Annotated in this window: 27 protein-coding genes; 15 read left to right on the top strand and 12 right to left on the bottom strand. The window is 67.6% G+C overall.

The window, feature by feature from the left end; genetic code table 11:
* Positions 1–236: 236 nt before the first annotated feature.
* Positions 237–1,499 carry a serine--tRNA ligase gene (gene serS / locus ABZ942_RS08400; RefSeq protein ID WP_357380041.1) on the bottom strand — a complete coding sequence of 421 codons (1,263 nt, stop codon included), beginning with the start codon at positions 1,497–1,499 and terminating at the stop codon, positions 237–239.
* A 92-nt stretch (positions 1,500–1,591) separates the two neighbouring features.
* Here serS and ABZ942_RS08405 point away from each other — a divergent pair, with 92 nt between their 5' ends.
* The 6 genes from ABZ942_RS08405 to ABZ942_RS08430 all read left to right on the top strand — a co-directional run bounded on the left by ABZ942_RS08405 (position 1,592) and on the right by ABZ942_RS08430 (position 7,386).
* Positions 1,592–3,292 carry an aldehyde dehydrogenase family protein gene (locus ABZ942_RS08405; RefSeq protein WP_357380042.1) on the top strand — a complete coding sequence of 567 codons (1,701 nt, stop codon included), beginning with the start codon at positions 1,592–1,594 and terminating at the stop codon, positions 3,290–3,292.
* A 78-nt stretch (positions 3,293–3,370) separates the two neighbouring features.
* Positions 3,371–4,501: a septum formation family protein gene (locus tag ABZ942_RS08410; RefSeq protein WP_357380043.1), complete on the top strand. Its 1,131-nt coding sequence runs from the start codon at positions 3,371–3,373 to the stop codon at positions 4,499–4,501.
* Between the two features lie 9 nt (positions 4,502–4,510).
* The gene (locus tag ABZ942_RS08415) at positions 4,511–4,861 is read left to right on the top strand and encodes a metallopeptidase family protein (RefSeq protein ID WP_357380044.1); all 351 of its coding nucleotides are present in this window, start codon (positions 4,511–4,513) and stop codon (positions 4,859–4,861) included.
* 159 nt (positions 4,862–5,020) lie between these two features.
* Positions 5,021–5,341: a PE domain-containing protein gene (locus ABZ942_RS08420; protein WP_357380045.1), complete on the top strand. Its 321-nt coding sequence runs from the start codon at positions 5,021–5,023 to the stop codon at positions 5,339–5,341.
* A gap of 42 nt (positions 5,342–5,383) precedes the next feature.
* Complete coding sequence (locus tag ABZ942_RS08425; RefSeq protein ID WP_357380046.1) at positions 5,384–6,559, top strand: PPE domain-containing protein; 1,176 nt, start codon at positions 5,384–5,386, stop codon at positions 6,557–6,559.
* Positions 6,556–7,386, top strand: coding sequence for an ESX secretion-associated protein EspG (locus tag ABZ942_RS08430; protein ID WP_357380047.1), 831 nt, complete (start codon positions 6,556–6,558; stop codon positions 7,384–7,386). The genes ABZ942_RS08425 and ABZ942_RS08430 overlap by 4 nt, the downstream gene beginning before the upstream one ends.
* A gap of 65 nt (positions 7,387–7,451) precedes the next feature.
* Here ABZ942_RS08430 and ABZ942_RS08435 read toward each other — a convergent pair whose 3' ends face one another.
* The 3 genes from ABZ942_RS08435 to ABZ942_RS08445 all read right to left on the bottom strand — a co-directional run bounded on the left by ABZ942_RS08435 (position 7,452) and on the right by ABZ942_RS08445 (position 8,909).
* Positions 7,452–7,913, bottom strand: a complete 462-nt coding sequence (locus tag ABZ942_RS08435; protein ID WP_357380048.1) for a DUF2871 domain-containing protein — start codon at positions 7,911–7,913, stop codon at positions 7,452–7,454.
* 50 nt (positions 7,914–7,963) lie between these two features.
* Positions 7,964–8,389 (bottom strand): DUF4267 domain-containing protein, encoded by a 426-nt coding sequence (locus ABZ942_RS08440; RefSeq protein ID WP_357380049.1) that lies wholly within the window; start codon positions 8,387–8,389, stop codon positions 7,964–7,966.
* A gap of 154 nt (positions 8,390–8,543) precedes the next feature.
* On the bottom strand, positions 8,544–8,909 hold the full coding sequence (locus tag ABZ942_RS08445; RefSeq protein ID WP_357380050.1) for an antibiotic biosynthesis monooxygenase family protein: 366 nt from the start codon (positions 8,907–8,909) through the stop codon (positions 8,544–8,546).
* A 79-nt stretch (positions 8,910–8,988) separates the two neighbouring features.
* On the opposite strand from ABZ942_RS08445, the gene ABZ942_RS08450 reads away from it, so the two are divergent.
* Complete coding sequence (locus tag ABZ942_RS08450) at positions 8,989–9,477, top strand: MarR family transcriptional regulator (RefSeq protein WP_357380051.1); 489 nt, start codon at positions 8,989–8,991, stop codon at positions 9,475–9,477.
* 114 nt (positions 9,478–9,591) lie between these two features.
* On the opposite strand, the gene ABZ942_RS08455 is transcribed toward ABZ942_RS08450, so the two are convergent.
* From ABZ942_RS08455 to ABZ942_RS08465, 3 genes are all read right to left on the bottom strand, one after another.
* Positions 9,592–10,275 carry a histidine phosphatase family protein gene (locus ABZ942_RS08455; RefSeq protein WP_357380052.1) on the bottom strand — a complete coding sequence of 228 codons (684 nt, stop codon included), beginning with the start codon at positions 10,273–10,275 and terminating at the stop codon, positions 9,592–9,594.
* Positions 10,272–11,186 (bottom strand): prephenate dehydratase, encoded by a 915-nt coding sequence (gene pheA, locus ABZ942_RS08460; protein WP_357380053.1) that lies wholly within the window; start codon positions 11,184–11,186, stop codon positions 10,272–10,274. Before pheA ends, ABZ942_RS08455 begins: the two co-directional genes overlap by 4 nt.
* A gap of 277 nt (positions 11,187–11,463) precedes the next feature.
* Positions 11,464–11,880 (bottom strand): hypothetical protein, encoded by a 417-nt coding sequence (locus tag ABZ942_RS08465; protein ID WP_357380054.1) that lies wholly within the window; start codon positions 11,878–11,880, stop codon positions 11,464–11,466.
* Positions 11,881–12,051: 171 nt separating this feature from the next.
* Here ABZ942_RS08465 and ABZ942_RS08470 point away from each other — a divergent pair, with 171 nt between their 5' ends.
* On the top strand, positions 12,052–12,819 hold the full coding sequence (locus ABZ942_RS08470; protein WP_357380055.1) for a DUF2470 domain-containing protein: 768 nt from the start codon (positions 12,052–12,054) through the stop codon (positions 12,817–12,819).
* 150 nt (positions 12,820–12,969) lie between these two features.
* On the opposite strand, the gene ABZ942_RS08475 is transcribed toward ABZ942_RS08470, so the two are convergent.
* Positions 12,970–13,764, bottom strand: a complete 795-nt coding sequence (locus tag ABZ942_RS08475; RefSeq protein ID WP_357380056.1) for a CPBP family intramembrane glutamic endopeptidase — start codon at positions 13,762–13,764, stop codon at positions 12,970–12,972.
* A 351-nt stretch (positions 13,765–14,115) separates the two neighbouring features.
* On the opposite strand from ABZ942_RS08475, the gene ABZ942_RS08480 reads away from it, so the two are divergent.
* The 3 genes from ABZ942_RS08480 to ABZ942_RS08490 all read left to right on the top strand — a co-directional run bounded on the left by ABZ942_RS08480 (position 14,116) and on the right by ABZ942_RS08490 (position 16,618).
* Positions 14,116–15,438: an LCP family protein gene (locus tag ABZ942_RS08480; RefSeq protein WP_357380057.1), complete on the top strand. Its 1,323-nt coding sequence runs from the start codon at positions 14,116–14,118 to the stop codon at positions 15,436–15,438.
* A 10-nt stretch (positions 15,439–15,448) separates the two neighbouring features.
* Positions 15,449–15,997 (top strand): ferritin, encoded by a 549-nt coding sequence (locus ABZ942_RS08485; protein WP_357380058.1) that lies wholly within the window; start codon positions 15,449–15,451, stop codon positions 15,995–15,997.
* Positions 15,998–16,069: 72 nt separating this feature from the next.
* Complete coding sequence (locus ABZ942_RS08490; RefSeq protein WP_357380059.1) at positions 16,070–16,618, top strand: ferritin; 549 nt, start codon at positions 16,070–16,072, stop codon at positions 16,616–16,618.
* Positions 16,619–16,877: 259 nt separating this feature from the next.
* Here the strand turns inward: ABZ942_RS08490 and ABZ942_RS08495 are convergent, their stop codons facing one another.
* The 4 genes from ABZ942_RS08495 to ABZ942_RS08510 form a co-directional block, all read right to left on the bottom strand.
* Positions 16,878–17,798 carry a DUF5926 family protein gene (locus tag ABZ942_RS08495; protein WP_357380060.1) on the bottom strand — a complete coding sequence of 307 codons (921 nt, stop codon included), beginning with the start codon at positions 17,796–17,798 and terminating at the stop codon, positions 16,878–16,880.
* Between the two features lie 333 nt (positions 17,799–18,131).
* Positions 18,132–18,899, bottom strand: a complete 768-nt coding sequence (locus ABZ942_RS08500; protein WP_357380061.1) for a glycerophosphodiester phosphodiesterase — start codon at positions 18,897–18,899, stop codon at positions 18,132–18,134.
* A complete protein-coding gene (locus ABZ942_RS08505) occupies positions 18,896–19,960 on the bottom strand; it encodes a DUF4328 domain-containing protein (RefSeq protein ID WP_357380062.1) in 1,065 nt (354 codons plus the stop codon). The genes ABZ942_RS08500 and ABZ942_RS08505 overlap by 4 nt, the downstream gene beginning before the upstream one ends.
* A gap of 23 nt (positions 19,961–19,983) precedes the next feature.
* Complete coding sequence (locus ABZ942_RS08510; RefSeq protein ID WP_357380372.1) at positions 19,984–20,316, bottom strand: rhodanese-like domain-containing protein; 333 nt, start codon at positions 20,314–20,316, stop codon at positions 19,984–19,986.
* Positions 20,317–20,885: 569 nt separating this feature from the next.
* Here ABZ942_RS08510 and ABZ942_RS08515 point away from each other — a divergent pair.
* The 4 genes from ABZ942_RS08515 (at position 20,886) to ABZ942_RS08530 (ending at position 24,532) form a co-directional block, all read left to right on the top strand.
* Positions 20,886–21,497 carry a hypothetical protein gene (locus ABZ942_RS08515; protein ID WP_357380063.1) on the top strand — a complete coding sequence of 204 codons (612 nt, stop codon included), beginning with the start codon at positions 20,886–20,888 and terminating at the stop codon, positions 21,495–21,497.
* A gap of 410 nt (positions 21,498–21,907) precedes the next feature.
* Positions 21,908–22,531, top strand: a complete 624-nt coding sequence (locus ABZ942_RS08520) for a superoxide dismutase (RefSeq protein ID WP_357380064.1) — start codon at positions 21,908–21,910, stop codon at positions 22,529–22,531.
* A 452-nt stretch (positions 22,532–22,983) separates the two neighbouring features.
* A complete protein-coding gene (locus tag ABZ942_RS08525; protein WP_357380065.1) occupies positions 22,984–23,511 on the top strand; it encodes a peptidase in 528 nt (175 codons plus the stop codon).
* A 295-nt stretch (positions 23,512–23,806) separates the two neighbouring features.
* Entirely contained in the window at positions 23,807–24,532 is a 726-nt protein-coding gene (locus tag ABZ942_RS08530; protein ID WP_357380066.1) for a TMEM165/GDT1 family protein, read from the top strand.
* The last annotated feature ends 15 nt before the right edge of the window (positions 24,533–24,547 follow it).

Raw genomic sequence — 24,547 nt, forward strand, 5'->3', positions numbered from 1 at the left:
GGGAATAGCCTAGACACAACGAATCCCAGCGGTTGCCACATCCCGTGAATCCGGCATGGCGAACTGGTAGCTATTCATCTTCGCGAAACATTCGGGTTGCCAACGCGACTTGGCCGCCGGTGCCCATACCCCACAATCGTCGGCACCGGCGCGGTCTGTACAGAGGCGAACCGCAGGCAGTTCGGACGGGCGAATGTCCGCCTATCGCCTGCTGCGCGGCGGACTTCGGGTGTGCCCTACTTCGGCGGAGTCAGCACCTCGGTACCGACGAACGGGACCAGCGCCGCTGGTACCCGCACCGAACCGTCGGCCTGCTGATTGTTCTCCAGGATCGCCACGATCCAGCGGGTCGTCGCGAGCGTGCCGTTCAAAGTGGCTGCGATCTGGGGCTTTCCGTTCTCGTCGCGGTAGCGGACCGAAAGGCGACGGGCCTGGAAAGTGGTGCAGTTCGACGTGGAGGTGAGTTCCCGGTAGGTCTGCTGGGTGGGCACCCAGGCCTCGCAGTCGAACTTGCGCGCGGCCGAGCTGCCGAGATCGCCTGCGGCAACATCGATGACCCGGTACGGGACCTCGACGGCGGCGAGCATGTCCCGCTCCCAGCCGAGCAGCCGCTGATGCTCGGCGTCGGCCTGCTCGGGCGTGGTGAAGACGAACATCTCGACCTTGTCGAACTGATGCACCCGGATGATGCCGCGGGTGTCCTTGCCGTAGCTGCCCGCCTCGCGGCGGAAGCACGACGACCAGCCCGCGTACCGCTTCGGGCCGTTGCTCAGGTCGAGGATCTCGTCCGAGTGGTAACCGGCCAGCGGCACCTCCGAGGTGCCGACCAGGTAGAGGTCCTCCTCGGCGAGCCGGTAGACCTCCGAGGCGTGCTGACCGAGGAAGCCGGTGCCCGCCATGATCTCCGGGCGCACCAGCACCGGCGGAATCATCATGGTGAAGCCGTTGGCCACCGCTTTCTGCGCCGCCAGCTGCAGCAGCCCGAGCTGCAGCAGCGCGCCGTAGCCGGTCATGAAGTAGAAGCGGGCGCCGGAGACCTTCGCGCCGCGTTCCATGTCGATCAGGCCGAGCGACTCACCGAGTTCCAGGTGGTCCTTCGGCTCGAAGTCGAATTCCGGTGGCGTGCCGATGGTTTCGAGCACCATATAGTCGGCCTCGCCGCCCGCGGGCGCGCCGTCCTGCACCACGTTCGAGATGGCGCGGTGCGCGGCGTCCATGTCGGCGTCGGCGGCGTGCTGCGCGACCTCGGCCTCCTTGACCTTGACCGACATCTCCTGCGCCTGCGCGAGCAGCCCGGAGCGCTCGTCTTTACTCGCCTTGCCGACCAGCTTGCCCATCGCCTTGTGCTCGGCACGCAGGTTGTCGGCGGTGGCCACCGCCGCGCGGCGCGCCGCGTCCGCCGCGAGCAGGGCGTCGACGAGGGCGGGGTCTTCGCCACGGGCGCGCTGCGAGGCGCGGACCGCGTCGGGGTTGTCCCGCAGGAATCGGAGGTCGATCATGGGTCCTCAGCCTAGTGGTCCGGCCATTACTGTTTCACCCCGATATCCCAGGATGCTGGCCGCTCGGCCGCTCGCGCGCGCATAGTTGGCTTGTGGGTACAACTTTCGACGATTCAGCGATCGATGAAGCACTGGCCGAGCTGACCGCGGGCGCGAAGGTGTGGGCACAGACCCCATTGCGCCGCCGCCGGGAACTCCTCGACGACATCCACGCCCGGACCGGCCGCTTCGCCGACGACTGGGTGCGGGCCGCACGGACCATCAAGGGCCTGGACGCGGACTCGCCGCTGGTCGGCGAGGAGTGGATGTCCGGGCCGATGACCCTGCTGCAGGCCACCGCGGCGCTGTCCGCGACCATGGCCGCGCTGGAGGACGGGCGCAGTCCGCTCGACGGGGTGGCGATCAAGGCCGCGCCGGGCAATCGGGTCGCGGTCCCGATTCTGCCGTTGAGCACCTATGACCGGCTGTTGCTCAACGGTTTTCACGGCGAGGTGTGGCTGCGGCCGGGCGTCGACGCCGCGACCGCGCGGCGGCGGGCCGGGCTGGCGCAGCTCGATCCGACCGCGACCGGCGGCATCGGGGTCGTGCTCGGCGCGGGCAACATCACCTCCATTCCGCCGCTGGACGCGTTGTACGAGCTGTACGCACACAACCGCGTGGTCGTGCTGAAGCTGAACCCGATCACCGATCCGCTGTACACGGTGTTCGAGATGGTGTTCGCGCCGCTGTGTGAGCTGGGCGTGCTGCGGATCGTGACGGGTGGCGCGGCGACCGGCGGCTACCTCGTGCACCATCCGGACGTCGCGCATGTGCACATGACCGGCAGTGCGCAGACACACGACGCGATCGTGTGGGGACCGGGGCCGGAGGGACTGGAGCGCAAGCAGGACAAGCGGCCGCTGCTGGACAAGCCGATCACCAGCGAGCTGGGCGGGGTCTCGCCGACCATCGTGGTGCCGGGCGATTGGTCCGCTGCCGATCTGCGGTTCCAGGCCGAGCACGTGGCGACCCAGCGGCTGCACAACGGCGGCTACAACTGCATCGCCGCGCAGGCCATCGTGCTCAGCAAGGACTGGGCGCTCAAGGACAAGTTCCTGGCCGAGCTGCGCACCGCCCTCGCGCAGGCGCCGCAGCGCACCGCTTATTACCCCGGTAGCGACGCGCGGGTGGCCGACGCGCTCGCCGCCTATCCCGACGCCGAACAGGTCGGATCGGGTCGGGTGCTGGTCGAACAGCTGCCGCTCACCGATACGCCGTTGTTGCGCACCGAATACTTCTCCCCCGTCCTCGGCGTGGTCGAACTGCCCTACACCGATGGTGAATTCCTGCAGCAGGCGGTCGATTTCGCGAACAACGAACTCGCAGGCACGCTCGGCGCCAACGTGCTCGCCCATCCGGCGACCATCCGTAAACTCGGCATCGGCTTCGACCGCGCCATCGAACGGCTGCGCTACGGCGCGATCGCGGTGAACGCCTGGACCGGACTCGCCTTCCTCGCCCCGCGCGCCTCGTGGGGCGCGTTCCCCGGCCACACCCTCGACGACGTGCAGAGCGGCATCGGCGTGGTGCACAACGCTTTCCTGCTGGACGACGTGGAACGCACGGTGGTGCACGGACCGTTCCGGCCCGCGCCGCGCTCGGTGCTGCACGGTGAGCTGGCGTTGTCGCCGAAGCCGCCGTGGTTCGTCGACAATGCGGCCGCGGCGGAGACCGGACGCAAGCTGACCGAGTTCTACGCGAGCGGCAACCCGGCGCGGATTCCCGGCATCTTCGTCTCCGCGTTCCGCGGTTAACCTGGCCGGCCGCGGCGAAAAGCGCTGATCAGACCAGGTCGTGGCACCGCGGCTCGGAGACTGCCATGATGGATCGCGATGTCCTCCTCCGATCGTGCACCCAAGCCAGAGCCATCGAGCCGGCTGACCAAACGTGGCCTGCCGTCGCGCCCCGGCGGGGCGCGCCGTTCGCTCGACACGTTTCGGGGCTTGTTCACCGGTGATACGCCGTTGCCCGCGCCGACGCTGCGCTGGGGACTGTTGCTGGTGGCCGCCGGTGCCGTGATCGCCGCGCTGGTGACGTTGTTCGTGACCGGGTTCGACAACAACAAGATCGAGGCACACACGCCGGGCTCGCCCGGTGAGCCGGTGGTCGACAAGGAATTCGGCACCGCGGTGAAGGGCGACTGCCTGAGCTGGTCCAAGCCGGACCACTCCGATCTGTTCAAGGTGCGCTGCGATACCAAGCACATGTTCGAGGTCGCGGCGGATGTCGACATGAGCAAGTACCCGGGCAAGGAGTTCGGGCCCGGCTCGCGGTTCCCGGACTCGTTGCGGCTGACCGAGCTGAAGGAAGAGCACTGCGTGCCCGCGGTGCAGCAGTACCTGGGCGGGAAGTTCGATCCGCGCGGGCGCTACATCGTCGGGTTGATGTATCCGAGTCCCGACGGTTGGCAGCACGGCGACCGCACACTGCGCTGCGGACTGCAGTACGCGGCGAGCACCGGCACGCCGCCGTCGGTGGGCAGCGCCGCCGAACATGATCAGTCGAAGGTGTACGGGCCGGGCGTATGCCTCGGCATCAATCAGAACCTGCCGACCGATCCGGTGGATTGCGGGCAGGTGCACGCGGTGGAGGTCGTGTCGACCATCGACCTCGGCCAGCGGTTCCAGGGCGGGCCGCCCGCCAAGGATGATCAGGACAAGTTCGTCGAGGACGAATGCGCGCGGACCTCGTCGGACTATCTCGGCGGGCCCGACGTGGTGCGCAACAAGACGCTGACGCTGTTCTTCGACTACCTGGACGCGCGCAGCTGGCTGGCGGGCAGTCGCAAGCTGGACTGCATGGTCGGCAAGGGGGCCGATCGGGAGGGGTTCGCGCCGATCACCGGTTCCGCGAAGGGCGACATCCTGATCAACGGCCAGGCTCCGCAGCCGCCGCCGAACACCGGGCGCTCGACCCCGACGCCGCTGCCCGGCGCGGCGCCGCTGCCCCCGCAGCCGAGGTAGTCCGCGACGATGCCGGTCTCCATGTCCGAGGACCGTTTCGAGGAGCTGGTCGGCGACGCGCTCGACCGCATTCCGCCGGAGCTGGCCCGGGCCATCGATAACGTGGTCGTACTGATCGAACCACGCAATCCGAAGGATCCACATTTACTCGGGCTTTATCGCGGGATAGCGCTGACCGAACGCGACAGCCACTACGGCGGCTCGCTGCCGGACACGGTGACGATCTATCGCGAGTCCATCCTCGCCATCTGCGCGGACGAGGCCGAAGTGGTGGAAGAGGTGGTAATCACCGTGATCCATGAGATCGCACACTATTTCGGCATTGACGAAGACCGCCTACATCAGCTGGGATGGGGCTAGTCTTTATCCCAGCTGTATGAGTGCGGTTGCAGTTGGGGTGAGACAGGAAGAAACTTTAGGGGATTCGATGGAACCGATCGCTTCGCTGTCGCGTCCTATCACTCGAAGGGGGAATTCTCGTGGTTCCGCCCCATAGCCGCCACTAGAAGGAGTCGAGTCATGGTTGGCCACGTATTAGTACAACCCGAAGTCGTCCTCGCTGCCGCCGCTGAGCTGGATCTACTCGCCGAGCGGCTGGCTGCCGCCGCTGCGGTGACCGCGCCCGCGACGCACGTCATCCCCTCCGGCGTCGACGAGGTGTCGCTGCACGCCGCGAACCACCTCAACCGTGGTGCGATGACGCACGACCAGGCGGTCGCCCAGGGGATCCTGGAGCTGCACCACGCCGCCGCGACGTTGCGCAGCCAGCTCGTCACCCATATCGGTGAGGACGTCGCCCGAGCGGGCGTCGTCAGCATCATCAGCGGAACAATCGCTTAACGCCTGCGGGCATCGCACACAGCACAAGCAAGGGGAGAAAGCATGACCGCAGGAATCACCGGGGTGTTCTGGCTGCCCCGCCTCGCAGAAGGAAACTCGATCGCGCTGAACTCGGGCGCGCACGCCATCCCGATCTCGGCCGCGGCCACCGCCTGGGGCGGGCTCACCGCCGCCTGGGTCGACGCCACCGCGACCGTCGCCCGGGTGATGGCGGAGCTCGGTGTCGGCATGCAGGGCATCAACGGCATCTCGGCGCTGTCCAAGCTCACCGGCTTCATCGGCTGGGCCGAGCAGCAGGGCGTCATGGCGGCCACCATGGGCTCGAAGGCGGCGGGCAACGCGATCGCGTACACCGTGGCCTCGCTGGCCATGCCGAGCCTCCCGGAGATCGCCGCCGTCGACGCGGCGCGGGTCGCCGCCGCCTCCACCGGCGGTGTGCTGAACGGCTCCTCGGAAGCGGCCGAGGCGGCCAAGGCCGCGCTCGACCTGCGCGCGGCACTGACCATGGAGACCTACGAGGCGGCCACCACCGCGATGGTGCTGACGCCGGGCGAGTTCATCAACCCGCCCGCGATCGCGCACGGCGCGGGCACCGCGGATTCCGCGGGCCAGGCCGATCAGGCCTACCAGGCCACCAACGCCGATCCGGTGCAGACCGCGATCTCGACGGCGGCGGCACTCGTGAACAACCCCGGCGTGGTCGGCGCGGCAACGCAGGCGGCCAATTTCGCGGGCTCGGTGGCGACCACCGGTGTGTCCACCGCGGGCACCATCGGCTCGCACGCGATCGCGGCCGTCACCACCGCCGCGACACCCGGAATCAGCAGTGTCGCGCCGACCACCATGGTCGGCGGCGCGGGTCTGGCCTCCGCCGCGGTGTCCGCGGGAACGCGATCCGCGTCGTTCGGCTCCGGCGCCTCCGTGTCGCTCGGCAATGGTTCACTCAAGCTGCCCGAAGGTTGGGGCTCGAGCACGATCGGTGGCGCACCCACCGCGGCACCGGTCGCCGAGAACGTCTCGGTCAGCCAGCCCACCGCGGCACCGGTCCAGCGCAACAACACGCCGGGTAGCCCGTTGCTGGGCAACCAGGTTCGCGACGAGGACGACGAGACCGAACACAAGAGCCAGGACTACCTGCGCTCGGAGCACTTCAACGACGGTCGCTACGCCGCCGACGGAGTGATCGGCGCCGACGCAGCCGGTACGGCCGCTAAGTGACGGTGCTCGGTGCGGGCCGCGGCCCGTCGATGCTCGCATCGGTGGTGTTGTCGCTCGACGAGATGCAGTTTCTCCTGGAGAAGCTGGAGATCGACGAGGTGCCCGTCGTGCTGGACGCACGCGGGCAATACGACAACGTGGCCGATCACGATGCCGCGATGGCCGTGGCCGCCCAGTCGCTCGCCGATCGGGAACTGCTGATCGGTGACGTGATCCATCAGGAACTCGAAGATCGGCTGCTCGCGCTGTACCGACCGCACTGGGTGGTCGCACTGCGGCTGTTCGTGGACGGTCAAGTGAGTCGCATGTGTCTCGCGAAGGGCGACGACGTTGTCACCGTCGCCCTTCGCGGGCCGCAGTCCTACGTGATCGACGAGGCCGAGGACGACCTGCCCGGCCCGGTGATCGCGGCCCTCGGCCCGGCCGACCCGCTCGACCTCACCGGCATGCGGGCACCGACCGAACAGCTGGTGCCGATCTTCGACGACACCGGTGACGCGGCAGCCACCACCACCCGACTGGCGAAGGTCGGCACCCCGCCGGCCGACGCGCAAGCCCTCGCCTCGGCCATGGTGCAGATCCACTCACACGCCGAGATCGTCGCCGTGGTGTACGGCGACGGCACCCGCGACGTCACCGACAACCACATCGCCGTCTTCAACACTCGCGGCGGCCGCTTCATCGCGACCGCGAGCAAGTCCGACGACGGCGTGAAGTGGACGTCGCTTGCCACCGGGACGCCCGCACGGTTGCGAACGGCATTGCAGGACTTGATCAGTGAGCTGCCGGAGCGTGCGGAGTTCCCGCGTAAGCCGGAGCAGGTCTAGAACTTCAGCACTGCCCACGCGTCCGACGAACTCGGGCGACGCACCCCAGCAAGGTCCTCGGCCGGTCATGAAACGTGCTGCCCGGCCGAGGAACTGACTGTGGTGCCGCCTGGCTGCTCCTCGCGGCGAGCTGTAATGGCCTGGTGCACGGTGACGAAGAACAGCACGAATCCGATCGTCAGCAGGATGTGACCGCCCCCGGCCAGGTGCGATAGCGGCTTGTATTCGCCGTACCCGAGAACGGTCCGGGCACCGATGACGGTCATGCACGACACCACCCAGCAGACACCGGTGTTGTAGACGACGAAGAACCAGCGATAGCTGCGGGTGTTCGACAGGGCGAGTTGGTGTTCGAGCACCAGAACGATCAGGAAGAACAGCGTGCCCAGCGCCAGCAGGTGAGTGTGGACCACGGCGAGTTCGGTCTTGCCGGTGAACTGGTGGGCTTTGGTGAGTTCGCGGTAGAACAAGCCCGACGGCAGTCCCAGTGCGGTATAGGCGACGGCGGCCCAGTAGAGCTGTTTCATCGGGTCCTCGTTCGTGAAATATGTTGCGGTCGTTCGGGGGCGGGCAGACCTCAGGCGGGCTGCACTGCGAGCGCCGGGGCAGCGGCCTGTTGGGTCTTGCCGGCCTCACGGAGGAGCAGCAGGCCCGTGGCCACGATCAGCGCGGAGGTCAGGCCGTGGACGCCGAACGCGATGGCCGTGGAGCCGTGATGGGCCAAGACGTTGACCATGTCGCCGAGCGGGGCGACGGCCGTCATCAGCAGAACCCAGCCCAGCGCGCGGCGCCGGCCGGTCACCAGCAGGATGCCTGCGCCAAGGCCCATCGCGAGTTCGCGGCAGCCTTTCACGATGAGAAAGCCGTCGCCGCCAGCGGGCCAACTCGGCAGTCCGAAGCCCTGGGCCGCCGTCTCGGGGGTCAGGATGAAGGACAACGAGAGGTAGAAGGTGAACCCGACGACGGCGGTGGCCAGGACGGTGTTGAGGTTCTTGCGCGACATGGTTCGTTCTCCGTGATGTTCAGACAAACTGGGACAGGGTTCAGCTGCGGCCGATCAGAACTGTTGTCCGGCAAAGCATCCGGTCCTGCCGAGGGGTACCGGCCCGTCCGACCGCTGTCTCGTATGAGTCGGCCCGGTGCTGAGGGATCGGCGGTCACCGGGACAGCACGTCACCGGGTGCTACGTCGAGGGCGAGACGGTAGATCATCGGTCGTGCGGTGAGGTCGAGATCGTCCTGGATCCGCTGATTCAGCTCGCGCCATCGCGGGGTGTCGAGGGCGCTGCGCAGGGCGGTGCCACTGTCCCAGTCGCCGATGTTGACGAAGACCGCCTCGGCGGCTTCGGCGGCCGCCTGGAGCATCCGGGATCGGCGGAAGCCGGGCGCGGACGCCATGTACTGGGCATTCTCCCGCCAGCGCTGCAGGAACAGATCCCGCTGTGCCACAGGGACGGCCATGGTGTTGATCACCGTGACCGGGGCGTCGGTGTCGGGGACGGCGGGGTTGCTTGAAGCTGTCATATTGTCACGGTAAATGACAATCTTCTTATATGTCAATCCTGTTAGATGGCAATCATGTTGAGTTGCTAATGTGAGGGTCATGGTGAACCGACCGCTGGACTCGCGTGGGGTATTCCTGTTGTCGCAGATCGGTCATCACGTGGCGTACCGGTTCACCGAGCAGCTGGCGCGATTGGATCTGGATCCCGCCCACTTCGCGGTCCTGGGCCACCTCGCAGCGGCGGATGGTCGCAGTCAGCAAGAACTCGCGGATCTGCTGCGGGTCCACCGCAACGCGATGGTCGGACTGGTCGACGAGCTACAGGAGCGCGCACTGGTAACCCGGCGCCCGCATCCGGACGACCGTCGCGCACACGCGGTCCACCTCACCGATCATGCGCGCGAAGTGCTCGAGGCGGTCGAAGCCGAGGCCGACGCGCTGGAATCGGAAATCCTCGCACCCCTCGACGAGACCGAGCGAACCCTGCTCCTTCCGTTCCTCCAGCGCATCGCCGCGCACGCGGACCTCCCCGCCGGGATCCACCCCGGCCTGCAACGACGGCGCCGCGCCCGCCGAGAAGCACGGTGAACTCAGCCTGCCGAGCGACCCGCGAGCGCGGTTCGAAACGACACAGCCGGATGCCGAGCACGATTGTCAGCGAATTCGCTTGCGGGGCAAGGGATTCATGCGCGGGAGGCGCTGCTAGCCCATCGGGTCGTCGGAGGTGGGGGCGACGTCGTAGCCGAAGGGTGGGGTGAAGCGGCCCCAGCGGGTGCAGTCCCAGGTGCCGTCGGGCAGGGGGACGAGTTCGATGGTTTCGGTGTTGTCGAGGTGGTTGTTCGTGGTGAACGGGGGTAGCACGTCGGCTAGGTAGCGGGAGACCAAACGCATTGCGGCACCGTGGTTTACCAGGAGGATATCGCCGGTGGCCGAGTCCGGCGCCAGGTACGTTTCGCGGAGTTCCTCGATGATGGGGAGGAAGCGGGCGAGGACGTCGCGTCCGGATTCCCCGCCGGGGACGCGCTGGTCCAGGTCGCCGTTGTGCCAGGCGCGGTAGATCCGCTGGAAGTAGAGGTGGGCCTCTTCGCTGTGCTTGCCCTCGAGGTCGCCGGCCTGCACCTCTTGCACGTTGTCCAAGACGACGGCAGGCACGCCGGTTGCGGCTTCGATATAGCCGGCGGTTTGGCGGGCACGTTGTGCCGCCGAGCAGAACAGCACCTGCGGCGGGTTCAGCAGGTTCTCTCCGAACAGCTTGGCTTGTGCCGCACCGCGTTCGGTGAGCGGTAGGCCAGGAACCTTGGTGTCGAGCAGCTTCGCGACGTTGCCCTCGGTCTCGCCATGCCGGACCAGAACCAACTTGCCCGGGCCGATCTTCGCTTCGGTCACAGATCCGCCACCCCCTTTCTGAGCTGGGTCAGCCACTCCGCAGCCGCTTCGTCCGAAGGCGGTGGCGTGCCGGTTGCCGACGTCGCGGCCCAGGAACCGAGGAACCGGATCCGGGCGGTGCGATGTAAAGCCTTGAGCGCCTCGGCCACCGCGGTGTCATCGATGTGCCCGACGCAGTCGAGATAAAAGCGATAGGTGCCCATGCCCGTGCGGGTGGGGCGGGATTCGATCCTGGTCAAATCGATGCCGCGGGTAGCGAACTCGGCGAACGCGCGCATCAGCGAGCCCGGCTCGTTCGTCAACTCCAGCACGATCGAGGTCCGGTCCGCACCGGTCGCGGGCGGCGCCACGCGCGGACGGGTGACCAGCACGAAACGGGTGATCGCCTGCTCATGGTCGGCCACGCCGGAGGCCAGCACCGCCAACCCGAGCCGCGCACCGGCCAGCGCCGTCGACACCGCGGCATCCGCTTTGCCCGCCACCACGTCCTCGGCCGCCGCGGCATTCGACGCCGACACGTAGGGCTGTGCCTGCGGCAGCTCCCGCGACACCCACTCACGCACCTGGGCGGCGGCCACCGGATAGGCGGCCAGCGTGCGCACCTCGGACAGGCTGGTGCCGGGATGACCGAGGATCGTGAAGGTCACCTCCAGCTCGGTCTCCGCGATGATCTGCAGCCGCGGACCGATGGCGAGGGAGTCGAGCGTCGCGGAGATCGAGCCCTCGACCGAACTCTCGATCGGCACCACCGCTCCCGTCACGTCTCCGGACCGGATCAGCTCGAGCGCGGCCCCCTGACTGGGCGCGGCAACCCGCTCGACGACCCCTTCGAAGGCCCCCGAGGTTTCGAGTTCGGCGAGGGCCATCTCGGTGAAAGTTCCGGAGGGCCCGAAGTACGCGATACGCGGCACGGTTACGACCTTACTTGCGTCCGCGACCGCCGCCCCCGCTATTAACCACCACCCCCACCCGACCAGGCTTTTCCGCCGCCCACCCCAGCGCGCCGCCGAGCTCGACGTTCTGTTGGCGACATCCCGAGCTACCGCACCGCAGCCGCGTGCCACGCATGCTGTGCGATGGTCTGCCGCGCGCGAATCCGCGTGCCGCGCGCGAATCTGCTGGCGATTTCGTGCGCGGCGCCCCACAACATGCGCGGCAAACCAGGTTGCGCACGGTCTTAGTCGTGGCTCAGGGGCGGGCGAGGAGGTGGAGAGCTTGGGTTACTTCGGCGCTGGCGTCGGTCTCGATGGCGAGGAGGACGGTTCGGAGGGCTTCTACCGCAGGGGGTTTCAGGGCGTTGAGGAAAGTGGTGTCCGGGGTGACGAGGGCTGCGCGGATGTCCTCTCCGCACAGGGCGGCGGCGGTGGCGGCGACGATGGCCAGGGCGCGCGGACCTGAAGAGGTGCGGGCGATGAAGCCGGTGTCGGTGTGGACGATGGTGGCCAGGAAGGCGGCGACGTCGGGATCGGGGGCGTCCGCGTCGAGGATCGGGGCGGCGCCGCCGGGTTGCGGGGCGCGCACCAGGCCGTCGACGATGCTGCGTCGGGCGGGGGTCGTCAGTGCGATGAGTACTGGTTCTGCGGTTGATTCCGATCCGTGCGCCACTGATCCACCGTAACAACCGGGTCCGGGCGCGCTGCCGAGCGCGAACGCGCGGGCGAATTCTCAGGATCAGGATGGGGCGAATGGTTGCGGATGTTCCGCTCGTCACTTAGCTTAGGGTAACCTAATTGAGCGCCCGAGCGAGGCGAACAACGCCCGACCACGGAGGTTTGCATGCCGCGTCCGACATCGACTGTCACACCGTCCACCGCAGAGCGGGTGCGCAGTGCGTGCGCGCATGCCGAGCAGGCGGTGCTGGCCATGCCCGGCATCGACCCGACGCCCATCTCCGTGCATCACGTGCGCGAGTGCGGCGACGCGGTGATCGCGGTGCCGACCACCTCGGTGGCGGCGATCGTGGCCGGGAATTCCCCGGACGCGGGCGCACCCGCGGTGCTGGAGCTCACCGATCACGCCCCGCTGCCGCTGCGCGAACCGGTGCGCGCGCTGGTGTGGCTGCGTGGTTGGGTGCGCGCGGTGCCCGCGCAGGCCCAGCGCGCGCTGGCCGGTGAGGTGGCCAAGGAAAACCCGGATCCGGGCCTGCTCGACGTGGGGCACAGCGCGACCCTGCTGCGATTGGTGATCAACTCCGCGGTGGTGGCCGACTCGACCGGTGCCGAATCGGTGAGCATCGACGAACTGCGGCTGGCCCAGCCGGATCCGTTCTGCACCTTGGAATCCGCCTGGCTACAGCACATGGACGCCGACCACGCGGACGTCGTCGCGCAGCTGGCCCGCCACCTGCCGCCCCGGCTACAGCACGGCATCGTGCACCCGCTCGCCATCGACCGCTACGGCCTCACCCTGCGCATCGAGGGCCGCGACGGCGACCACGACTTCCGCCTCCCGTTCAGCTCCCCCGCCGACGACATCGAATCCCTCAGCCGCGCGGTCCGCACCTTGGCGGGCTGCCCATTCCTCAACGGACTCCGCCGCATCTGACCCTGTCCTGCTCAGAACCCCGACTCCCGCACTCGCACAGTAGGACTGAGCGGCGCCGGCGGGCTGTGCGCATCTACTCGGGGACGTGGCCGCCAAGCCTTTGATCGGTGCTGCAGCCGACCAGATTCACGTCGCGGATCGGGTATTCGACTAGGGCAGCCACGAAACATGGCCGTGCAGGACTGTATAGCCGACGTAGGCGACCGTATCGATGGTGGCGTGGGCCAGGATCAACGGCCACAGTTTGTTCGTCCGCTGCCAGTAGCGGCCGAAGATCAAGCCCATCACCAGGTTTCCGATGCCGCCGCCGAGACCCTGGTACAGGTGGTAACTGCCGCGCAGCAGGGCCGAGGCGACCAGTGACCGGTTCTCCGACCAGCCGAGTTTGCGCAGGCGGGTGATCAGGTAGGCGACCACGATGATCTCCTCGGCCAGCGCGTTGGCGCAGGCGGACAGGATCAAAGCGGGCAGCCGCCACCAGTGGTCGCCGAGCGAGGCGGGCACGATCGTCACGCTCATCCCCATGGCGTGCGCGGTCAAATAGAGGCCGAGACCCGGCAACCCGATGATGGCCGCAAGCACCAGCCCGGGCACGACATCCGCGCGCCAGCGCAGTCGCGCCGCGAGCCCGATCAGGCGCGGACCGATTCCGCTGCGCCACAACAGATACAGGGCGAGCGCCGCCCACCCGGCCAGCCGCGTCACGCTCAGCAGCTGGAACAGCAGATCGATGGTCGATTGCGCGGACCGCGAGGGATTCAGCGCGACGGTTTGCCCGCCCACGCCACCCGCCGCGATCGCGCTCTCCACCAGCGACAGCGCCGCGTTGAGCCCGCTCGATCCGAAGGTGATCACCAGCACGACCGCGATCTCGAGCTTGATCCCGAGCCGCTCCCGATCCGTCACCTCGGACGCGCCGCTCTCGACCCCGGACTCATCACGCATAGGCTCGAATCTATTGCCCATCCGCGACCAGCGATGCGCACCACACACTCGCCGGGTGACCGTCGTCCACGCGGCAGGCCGAAGCGGCGCGGTGTCGACAAACACATCGATCCGCCGACAAGGCCCTCACCTGCATCGATACCGTCGAGCGGAGCTCGTGATCCAACTGTTCTCCGCATTGCGATAACAACGGGACGGCACACGCGAATTCATAGAGAGTGCACCGACGGACGGGCACTGATACCGGCGCGTCGTACTCAGGGCAGTCGAGTACGACGAACGCCGGAATCGGAGCGAGATCATCCGTCGCACGACCTCCCCGAACGACGACGGATAAGTAGAGTCTCAGTGATGAATGGCGACGACCCCCAGTACCGCGCGCGGATGCGCGGGGTGCCGCCGCCCGGCCAGCCGCCGATGCAGCGTCCCGGGCCGCACCGTGCTGGGCCACCGGGTGACCCGCAGTCGCCTTACATCGAGCCGACCCAGGTGCTGCACCGCGGCGGCCCGCAGCAGCCGCTCGCCTATTCGCAGGTCCCGCCGGAAAACGTCGCATCACGCAGACCGCCACCGCTGGACAAGCCGCACCGGGCACCGACCCACGCGCCGACGCAGCAGCCGGTCCCCTATCGCGAGGGACCGCCACCGCAGCGGCCGTACCGAGGCAGCCCGCCACCACCGCCGCCCGGTCCGCCGCGCGGCGAACGCCAGCCGCGGCCGCCGCGGCCGCGCCGCAAGCGCCACTACTTCCGCTGGTTCCTGGTCCTGCTGCTGATCCTGATCGTGGCCGTGGTCGGCGCCGTCGTGAAACTCGACGGCTCGCTGACCCGCATCCCCGCGCTGGCCGGCTATGCGGGCCGGGTCGGCGATACGCCGGGCACCAACTGGCTGCTCGTCGGCTCGGACGGTCGCGCGGGCCTGACGCCCGAGCAGGAGCAGCAGCTCGCCACCGGCGGCGAGGTCGGTCCGGAACGCACCGACACGATCATGCTGGTGCACATCCCGAAGTCGGGTAAGACCACGGTGATCAGCCTGCCGCGCGACTCCTACGTCAGCATTCCGGGCAACGGCAAGGACAAGCTCAACGCCGCCTTCGCGATCGGCGGCGCGCAACTGCTCGTGCAGACCGTCGAGATCGCGACCGGCGTGCACATCGATCATTACGCACAGATCGGCTTCGGCGGTTTCGCCGGGGTCGTCGACTCGCTCGGTGGCATCGACGTCTGCGTGCCGAAGGCGATCGACGATCCGCTGGCCGGGATCAACCTTCCCGCCGGCTGCCAGAAGCTGAACGGACCGCAGGCGCTCGGCTTCGTGCGCAGCCGCGCCACCGCGCTGGCCGACCTGGATCGGATCAACAATCAGCGAATCTTCATGGCGGCGCTGGTGAAGAAGGCGACCAGCGGTGCGACGCTGGCCAATCCGTTCAAGCTGTGGCCGCTGGCGACCGACACCGTGAAATCGCTGAAGGTCGACAACGGCGACCATATCTGGAATTTGGCGCAGCTCGGCTGGGCGATGCGCGGCGACACAATACCGACGACGGTGCCGGTCGGCGGCTTCGAAGATACCGACAGCGGCAATGTGCTGCTGTGGGACAAGAACAAGGCTGGCCAGTTCTTCGATGCGATTGCCTCGGACAGACCGATTCCGGAGGACCTGCTGACGCGGTAGCGTCGATTACATGACGGATACCGAGCTCGATCAGCCGTTCCCCACTTTGCTCAGTGCGCAGATTCGTCACGGTTTCACGGCCGCGCAGCAGTACCTCGCGGCCGCCGTGTACCTGGACTCGAATCGGTTGCCGCAGTTGGCGAAACACTGCTATGCCAAGTCCGATGAGCAACGCGCGCACGCACTGCGGATGGTCCAGTATCTGCTCGACCGCGATCTGGAGGTCCGCATCGGCGCCCTGGACGAGGTCCGGTCGACCTTCGAATCCCCGCGTGCCGCAATAGCTTTCCTGCTGGAGACGGCGCAGACCAGGAGCGGGCAGATCACCGGGCTCGCGCGGGCGGCTCGCGAATCGGGTGATTATCTCGGCGAGCGCTTCATTCAATGGTTCCTCAAGGAACAGGTCGAAGAGGTCGCGAAGATGACCACGCTGTTGACCGTGATCGACCGTTCGACGGGCGATCTTTTCGACGTCGAGGACTTCATCGCACGCGAACTTCGCGCCCCACAACGGGCCGACAACGCGACCCCGAGAATGGCTGGGGCAGCGAAGAATTAATTAGGCAATACTAGCCTCAATAAGGTTGCACTTGGATGACAAGCGCTGTGACCAGCGCTAATGTCGCACACTATGTCCAGCCATCCGGAGTCCCCACGCAGCAAATTCCACGGCCTGCTCCACGATCAGATCAGGCATGAATTCAACGCCGAGCATCAATACATCGCCATCGCGGTGTGGTTCGACAATGCGGACCTGCCGCAGTTGGCCAAGCGTTTCTATGCGCAAGCGGTCGAAGAACGCAATCACGCGATGATGATCGTGCAGTACTTCCTCGACCGGGATATCAGTGTCGACCTGTCCGGTATCGACGCGGCGAAGTCCAAGTTCGAGAATGTGCACGAGCCGATCGCGCTGGCCCTGGCCCAGGAGAAGACGGTCACCGACCAGATCATCCAGCTGGCGAGCACCGCCCGCGAAGAGGGCGATTACCTGGGCGAGCAGTTCATGCAGTGGTTCCTGAAGGAGCAGGTCGAGGAGGTCGCCAACATGACCACCCTGCTCACCATCGCCGAGCGCGCCGGGTCCAACCTGTTCGATCTGGAAGAGTTCATCGCCAGGGAAATGAGTGGTGCCAGCGATGCTTCCGGTGCACCTTCGGCCGCGGGCGGATCCATCTGATCCGCGTTGCCGGTTAAACGCAAAAAGGCCCAGCTCTTCACGAAGAGCTGGGCTTTTTGTCGTTCAGGCAGATGGCCTACTTGGCACTGATGGAGCTGAGCAGTAGCCGAAGCGCGGCGATCAGTTCGTCCATGGAGTCTTTCCTCTTTCAATCATCAGGTCGGTGAGTCCACCAGCGTCCGATAGTAGCGGAGAACCCAACACTGACAATATTAGAAAGGGGGATTCTTCACAAAATTCTCCGTGCCGTTGCCGACGATCAGCGCAGGGTCACCTGACGCGACCGCAGGCCATCCCTGGACCGGCGCTCACCGGCGGTCAACGGCACCTCCGAGGCCAGCGCCTCGGCCAGCCGGGCATCGAATTCCTGTGCGGGCTTTACCCATTCGTCGGGATGCTGTTCGGGATCCAGATCGAAGACCGGAACCAGCACGCCGTGCGTGCGGAACGAGCCGGCGAACCGGGAGCCCTCGCCGAGGTGCAGACCACCCGCGGCGTGCAGGCGGGCCAGCGCCAGCATCAGGTCGTCCTCGTTCTCCGGACGGACCCAGCGGATGTGCGCCTTGTCGCCCGCGTCCACCCACCACGCCGCGCCGGTCGCGTCCGGGCCGAGCGCGATCCGCGCCGACGGCTTGATCGCCTGCTTGGCCTGCTCGATGGTCGCGGCGACCTGCGGGTCGGGCTGCACGCCTTCCGGCACCCACCAGTCGAAGTCCTGGTGCACCGTGAGTTCCAGGTCCGCACCGGGATCGATCACGTCGGTCAGCCGCGGGCCGCCGGCCACGCTCTCCACCGACGCCAGCGAATCGCCGGGCTCGGCGGACTGGGTCCACAGGATCGCGGCGGCGAGATCGGCACCGAGGTCGGCGCCCTGGAACTGCACCTGCGCACCGACATAGCCGCTCGGCTGATCGCCGGCCCGGACCAGCGCGGCCACCGCACCGGGCAGCACGGTGGCGAGCACGACCGACCGCTCGGCCGCGACACCGGGTGCCAGCTTCAGCTCGGCGGTCGCCGACGGCACGAACTCGCACAGCGCGACCAGATCGCACTCCGCGGCCAGCCCCTCGAAGGGACGCGAGACGGCCTGGGTCGCCTGCTCCAGCGCCACCTTCCGCTCGGCGAGACGCAGTGCCCGGTTCCCTCCGGGCTTAGGACTATTCCGCTTGCTCTTACCCACGGGGGGTCAACCTACATGGTGTGCGCGGCGACACCCCGCGCGCCACGGCACCGAACGCGGTCGGAGACGGAACACGGACCGGCGATCGGCCAACTACGCAGGTGCGCAACCCAGTTCGCGCACACCGTGGACCGAGGCGACCTGGACATCGGACCGGTTGTGTCAAGCCGCCTTTCGCCTCGCTGTTGCGCGAGATGAATGTCGGCGTAGGACTTCATCCACGTCGGCTGATAATCAACGCCAGTCGATCCCACCGCCCGGCAATCCACTCCGGTCAGCGCCGAGTGGTCATCCGGTTCAGGAAGTGACCAGCGCGAGCCTGTTTCGAGCGACTCAGGCGGCGTCGAGCAGCGCCTTGGTACGCCCGGGATGGTTGGTGGCGACCCAGCTGACACCGAGCTCCGCGCACAACCGCACATCATCGGGGTCGTCCACGGTCCAGCAATACGTGGCACGTCCCGCTGCGGCGGCCTTGTCGACCAGTTCCGGGTGGTCGCGCAGCGTCTTCACCGACGGACCGACCGCGGTGGCACCGACCGTGGTCGCGGCGCCGCCACCGAGATAGCGCGACGACTCCCCGAGCAGCACCGTCGGCAGCAGCGGCGCGGCGCGGCGGATTCGCCAGACCGCGGTGGCCGCGAACGACATGACCACCGCACGCGAGTGATCCGCGGACGCGGGAGTGGCGATGCCGAACCGCTGCAGTTCGGCGAGCAGCTTGTTCTCCACCAGCGCGCCATAGCGAACCGGGTGCTTGGTCTCGATGAACAACTTGGTCGGCCTGCTGCGCCAATCGAGCACCAGCGTGATCAGCTCGCTGAGGGTGAGCACCTCGGCCGCCGCACCGTCCGCGCCGAAGTCGAGCTCCTTCAGTTCGTCCAGGGTCATCTCGCTGACCAGGCCGGTGCCGGAGGAGGTCCGGTCGACGGTGCGATCGTGTACGCACACCAGGTGCCCGTCCCTGGTCAGCCGGACGTCGCATTCCACGCCGTCCGCGCCTTCCTGCAGCGCCAATTCGTATGCGGCGAGCGTGTGTTCGGGGCGCGCCGCCGATGCGCCTCGGTGCGCCACCACGAACGGTGCGCGACTGGCCTCGCTCACTTGGTCAAAACCTCCTCGTGCACACGGTCCACTGCACCGTTGTCGTCATCTGTGTCCGGCACCGAATCCGTCTCCCGCGCAGGCTCGACGGCCGCACGCTGCGCCCGCCCGCCCGGCTGCACCGGCTCGATCACCGGCACGGCCGGGTCGACGGCGATCAACCAGCGCCGCGCGGTCCGGCTGCGGCCGAGCACATCTCGCTCCTCCACCGCCCGCATCATGGCCAGGGTGAGCAGCGCGACCGCGGCGGCGACCAGGTCGGTGAACGCGGTGAACAGCACCCCGTCCGCCTTCACCTGCAACGAATCCGCGGTCCGCCACACCAGCGCGGCCACCGCGACCAGACCGCCGAACACCCAGGCGGCCCACCAGATCCGGATCGCCCGCAGCGCCCGCGGATCGGCGCGCTCGGCGACGATCTCGGTCAGGAAAACGCCGGGCCACAGCAGGTTCACCACCGGAATCACGCAGCCGAGCACCAGCGCCCGCACCGAGCGCGGGTCGGCGCGGCCGGTTTCCTGGAAGGCGTGCCTGCGCGTGTCGATCAACCAACCGACCACCGCCACCGCGGTCAGCAACGCGAGGAACAGCGCGAGCAGCGCGGCGGCGACAACGAACACATCGGAGCAGAGCAGCACCGCCGGATGGATCAGCCGCGTGCGATTGCGCAACAACAGCAGATAGCGCAGCAGTTCGGCGACGGCGGCGAGCGCGAACAACGCCGCGGTGGCGATCGGCAGCACGGACGCCCACTTGGTCAGCCTGGTGAGCGGACGGGCCGGTGCGTCGGTGGGTCGTGGCGGCGGGTCGAGTAGGCCCCAGCGCGGAATCTGGGTGTAGCGCGGGGTTTCCCGGCTCTGCGGACGACCGGGGACCGGGGACCGGCGGGTGCGCTGGTCGGGCCTGCGCGCCACCCAGCGATAGTTACGCCGCTCGGCGGGCGCGTCGATGGGCGCGGGCGAGAGCAACACGCCGCGGCAGCGCGGGCACCAGTGCATCGGGGTCGACTGCACGGCCCAGCGCGCGCCACACCGCGCACAAGGTTGTACGACCGTGCTCACCGTGCCTCCTGTGTCTTGCCGGACTAGTAGATCTTCGCCTGCCGGTCACCGTCCGCGACCAGCGGGCGGCCCGCCTGCTGCCAGGCCACCATGCCACCGTTCACCTGGATGGCGTCGAAGCCGATGTGCGTGAGGTATTCGACCACCTGGAGGGAACGGCCGCCTTGCCTGCAGATGACGTAGAGATCGACGTCGTAATCCAGCTCGTCCACCCGGGCGGGCACGTCGACCATCGGGATGTGCACGGCCCCCGGCGCGTGCCCGAGCTGCCACTCGTCGTCTTCGCGCACATCGAGCAGGATCGCCCGCGTGCCCTCGGCCGGCTTCGGCGGGCTGCTGTCGAACTCGCTCGGCACCGCGTCCACCGGGACCGACGGAACATGGGGACTCGTCACGGTTTCGATCCTGCCATGGGTGGGCGGGTGCCGTGGAGTTCCGGCCCGCGCCTCGGCCGTCGGCGACTCGACATCGAGCCGATACTTCAGGTATGTTCTGCGTCCCGGATCCCTGATCGACGCCCCGCTCGGGACGCGCATGTGCATACCTCCGACAGAGTTATCCACATAATCCACAACTTCATCCACAGGTTGCAGCTATCAGACAGCGCACCAGTTCAGGATTTGGCTATCAAAGCTACCCACCGGCTAACGCCCACTCCGGGCCCAGGCACCCCGATCCGGGGCGTTTCGCGGGCCAACAGCAGATTCGCGGCATGAACGTGCGGCGCGAACAACCGATCCGGGACTCCCCTCCAGCATCCAATCCCGGAGCGGTCATTCGCCGCCGACCTCGAAACTCGCGGGCTCAACGGGTTCCGATACGTACTTGGACGGCGGCCGGTCCGATTCGGTTCCATAAAAAACGAGAACACTAGCGAAAAACTGAAATACTGGGCTCCACCGGTAGCTGTCGGTAGCCTGTGGCCATGAACGTGAGCAGGGGGCTACTCGACGGAATGGACACGGCTGGGCTCAACGTCGCTCTGTCCGAGGCGACATGCCTCGGCCTCGAGGTCGACGCGGCGGCCAAGCAACTACGACTCGACTTAGAGGTGCTGACGCTTCCGGAGAACGGAACGCCCACCGAGGATTACCGGGTTCAGGTGACCTTCACTGGAGTCGGCCGCGTCGCGGCATCGCTGCGCATGCAGAACTGGGACGACCTCGAACCGCAGGTACTGCCCCTGCAGCTGGACGGCCTCGACGAGGCGATCCGCAGCTTCGGCGGCGGCCGGCTGCACGGCTGGGAGTTCATCGACCTCGACGACAGCGGCTGGGCCCTGTGGAGCGAGTTGCTCAGCTTCGACACCGAGATCGACGAGCACATCTCCGCCCACGTCCTCGAGTTCTCCCAGGAGGAGGGCATCGACCCGCGTGAGCTGGACGTGCGCGTCTGGTTCGACAACCTGCTCATCAACGACTCGACCGGCCGGGAGATCCCGCTGGCGGAATTCATCGCGGGCGCGGCACGCTGGTGGGAGGCCCACGACGCGGGCGACCCGCGGGCTACCCGTCCCGGCATCGCGCCGCCGCTCTGATCCACCGACACCGATACCGCACACCCGGCTTCCGGATGTGCGGTATTCGTTTCTGTGCGGGCCTCAGGGAATCGGCGGCGGACGGGGATGACCGACGACCTTGTGGGTATCCGGCACGAGGATCGGTGCTGCCCGGCCGGGCGGTGCCCGATCCGGTGCGACTACGACGGACGCGGAGCGGAGCCGCTCCACTAGTTCGTCGTACCGCGCTCCACTAGTTCGTCGTACCACGACGTGGTTCGATGCTATTTGCGAGGTTCGATCCGGTGCCGAGGTGACTTCGAGGTGCACAGCCCAAGCCCACAACGGAATGCGGGGGCATCAGGCCCGGTTGGAACCGAGCGGGTGTACGAATGATGGTTGGGTGTGCTCGAGATGGGCGCACACAGCCCGACATAGGAAGGGACATCGTGGCTGAGTACACGCTGCCAGATCTGGATTACGACTACAGCGCCCTGGAGCCCCACATCTCCGGGCAGATCAATGAGCTGCATCATTCCAAGCACCACGCCGCTTACGTCGCAGGCGCGAACACCGCACTCGAGAAGCTCGAGGCCGCCAGGGACAGCGGCGACCACGGCGCCATTTTCCTGTACGAGAAGAACCTGGCCTTCCACCTCGGCGGCCACGTCAACCACTCCATCTGGTGGAAGAACCTGTCCCCCAACGGTGGCGACAAGCCGACCGGCGACCTCGCCGCGGCGATCGACGACCAGTTCGGCTCGTTCGACAAGTTCCGCGGTCAGTTCACCGCCGCGGCCAACGGCCTGCAGGGCTCCGGCTGGGCGGTGCTCGGCTACGACACCCTCGGCCAGAAGCTGCTGACCTTCCAGCTCTACGACCAGCAGGCCAACGTCCCGCTGGGCATCATCCCGCTGCTGCAGGTCGACATGTGGGAGCACGCCTTCTACCTGCAGTACAAGAACGTCAAGGCGGACTACGTCACCGCGTTCTGGAACGTCGTCAACTGGGAAGACGTGCAGGATCGCTTCGCGCGCGCCGTCGGCCAGGGCAAGGGCCTCATCTTCGGCTGAATGTGATTGCCGCGCTTCGCGCGGCGTGTTTGCGGCCCCCTGATGGCTCGGGCCCGAGTGGCCGATGCGATTGCGACGCAGTCGCGAGCAGCGGTCACTCGGGCCCGAGCCGGGCCGCAAACGAGCAATGCTCTATCTCGCTTCGCTCGAAACCCGCAGTAATGCCGGTGTGGTTGCGAGAGCAGTCAGCAAAACCCGCGAACAGGACCGCTGTTCGCGGGTTTGCTCGTTTCTGGGCGATTGCCGCCGGACACGCCCGGGGCGCAGCGCGGTCTCAGTCCGGCCAACAATCACCGGGATCGCCGCATGTGGGCGAAGACAATCGCTGGTCAGCCTGTTTCCGCTGGCCAGCTGGCACTCTTTGGTACTTGTGTGCCAGGTGTTTCGTCAGTCATTCTCTGAATCCACAGAGGACGGGCAAAGCCGCCCCCGGTTATACGACGGGAGGCATCATGCGGATGAATGGACCAATCGGCATCACGCCTTTCCATGCCCGTGGCTCGCTGCGCGGCTTCGTCATCTCCGGCCGCTGGCCGGACACCACCAAGGAATGGGCCCAGGTACTGGTGCTCGCGGTCCGGGTGGCCACGCTGCCGGGGCTGCTGACCACCTCGACGGTGTTCGGGGTGCGCGAGGAGTTACCGGACGATCCGGCACCGGGCACGGTCGGCTTGGTGCTGGCCGAGGGCACGGTGCTCGGTGCGGAGGCGCTGGCGCCCGGCCGGTTTGCCGATCATGTGCCGGCCGCCCTGTTGATGCTGCATCCGCCCTCGGAAACCCGGCCGTCGCTGCCGGAATGCGCGGGCGCCGCATCGGGCTGCGTGCTGCTGCCCGGCGTGCCGCATCTCGGGCTGGAACACCGGGCCGCCTGGGCCGAGGCGGAATCCGACGGCACGGTCACCTCCCTGGTCAGCCGCGTCGGACTGGACCCGATCAGCGATCCCGACACCGCGGTTCTGGCCATGCTGCTGGCCGCGTAAGGGTACCCGAAACCCGCTGGACGGATCGCCAAACTTATTGCGCGCATTGCGATTTGGGCTACACCATGTTGGCACACTCGGACGCGTGCGGGTAGAGTCGGTGACAGCGAAGGGGAGTAGCCCCCAATTGCACAGTCGACATACTGACCCGCCACCCCACGAGGGTTCGGGTCCGGCTGTGTGAACCGGAACAATCCGGTGGGCGAGACCTTCGGCCTAGACAACTATTCGTTGTCGGCCGGAGGCATACCCAGACTCCGACCGGCAGGCCGGAGACCCGGGAGTCGCACACATCATGATCGCCACTGTTTTGCTGAGTATCGGCATCGTCTTTCTCGCCGAGTTGGGTGACAAGTCCCAGCTGATGGCGTTGACGTTCGCGCTGCGCTACCGCTGGTGGGTGGTGCTCGGCGCCATCGCGACCGCCTCCGCCGCGGTCCACCTGATCTCGGTGGGCGTCGGCTATTTCCTCGGATCGGCGCTGCCGACGCGGGCCATCTCGCTGGTCGCCGCGCTCACCTTCCTGGCCGTCGGCCTGTGGACGCTGCGTGAACACTTCCGCGCGGACGAGGAAGAGCAGGCGCCTAAGTCGTTGCGGGCGAGCACCGCGCCGTTCTTCGTGGTGCTGTCCGCGTTCCTGCTGGCCGAGCTCGGCGACCGGACCATGTTCGCGACGGCGGCGCTGGCCACCGACTACGACTGGGTCGGCGTGTGGATCGGCTCGACGATCGGCATGGTCGCCGCCGACGCGCTCGCCATCGGCATCGGCATCCTGGTCGGCAAGCACCTGCCGGAACGAGCCATCGGCATCGGCTCGGGCCTGCTGTTCCTCTACTTCGGTGCGGCAACACTGATCTCGACGGCAGCTCCGACGCTGAGCGGGCTGATCGTCGCGACGCTTGCCGCGATCGCGCCGGTGTTGGGCGGCGCGACCATGCTGCTCATCCGCGCGTTGCGCCCGGCTCCGGCGGTACCCGAACAGGCATCGATCCCGGCCGGGGACCCCGAGGTCCGTCGGTAGTTCGGTGACGCAGCG

The organism is Nocardia sp. NPDC046473, assembly GCF_040645995.1.
In the GTDB taxonomy this organism is placed as follows: Bacteria; Actinomycetota; Actinomycetes; order Mycobacteriales; family Mycobacteriaceae; genus Nocardia.

Coding starts and splice junctions, on each gene's coding strand:
- serS (WP_357380041.1), bottom strand. CDS start 1,499: ATGATCGACCTCCGATTCCTGCGGGACAACCCCGACGCGGTCCGCGCC.
- ABZ942_RS08410 (WP_357380043.1), top strand. CDS start 3,371: ATGTCCTCCTCCGATCGTGCACCCAAGCCAGAGCCATCGAGCCGGCTG.
- ABZ942_RS08415 (WP_357380044.1), top strand. CDS start 4,511: ATGCCGGTCTCCATGTCCGAGGACCGTTTCGAGGAGCTGGTCGGCGAC.
- ABZ942_RS08420 (WP_357380045.1), top strand. CDS start 5,021: ATGGTTGGCCACGTATTAGTACAACCCGAAGTCGTCCTCGCTGCCGCC.
- ABZ942_RS08425 (WP_357380046.1), top strand. CDS start 5,384: ATGACCGCAGGAATCACCGGGGTGTTCTGGCTGCCCCGCCTCGCAGAA.
- ABZ942_RS08435 (WP_357380048.1), bottom strand. CDS start 7,913: ATGAAACAGCTCTACTGGGCCGCCGTCGCCTATACCGCACTGGGACTG.
- ABZ942_RS08440 (WP_357380049.1), bottom strand. CDS start 8,389: ATGTCGCGCAAGAACCTCAACACCGTCCTGGCCACCGCCGTCGTCGGG.
- ABZ942_RS08445 (WP_357380050.1), bottom strand. CDS start 8,909: ATGACAGCTTCAAGCAACCCCGCCGTCCCCGACACCGACGCCCCGGTC.
- ABZ942_RS08450 (WP_357380051.1), top strand. CDS start 8,989: ATGGTGAACCGACCGCTGGACTCGCGTGGGGTATTCCTGTTGTCGCAG.
- ABZ942_RS08470 (WP_357380055.1), top strand. CDS start 12,052: ATGCCGCGTCCGACATCGACTGTCACACCGTCCACCGCAGAGCGGGTG.
- ABZ942_RS08475 (WP_357380056.1), bottom strand. CDS start 13,764: ATGCGTGATGAGTCCGGGGTCGAGAGCGGCGCGTCCGAGGTGACGGAT.
- ABZ942_RS08480 (WP_357380057.1), top strand. CDS start 14,116: ATGAATGGCGACGACCCCCAGTACCGCGCGCGGATGCGCGGGGTGCCG.
- ABZ942_RS08485 (WP_357380058.1), top strand. CDS start 15,449: ATGACGGATACCGAGCTCGATCAGCCGTTCCCCACTTTGCTCAGTGCG.
- ABZ942_RS08490 (WP_357380059.1), top strand. CDS start 16,070: ATGTCCAGCCATCCGGAGTCCCCACGCAGCAAATTCCACGGCCTGCTC.
- ABZ942_RS08515 (WP_357380063.1), top strand. CDS start 20,886: ATGAACGTGAGCAGGGGGCTACTCGACGGAATGGACACGGCTGGGCTC.
- ABZ942_RS08525 (WP_357380065.1), top strand. CDS start 22,984: ATGCGGATGAATGGACCAATCGGCATCACGCCTTTCCATGCCCGTGGC.
- ABZ942_RS08530 (WP_357380066.1), top strand. CDS start 23,807: ATGATCGCCACTGTTTTGCTGAGTATCGGCATCGTCTTTCTCGCCGAG.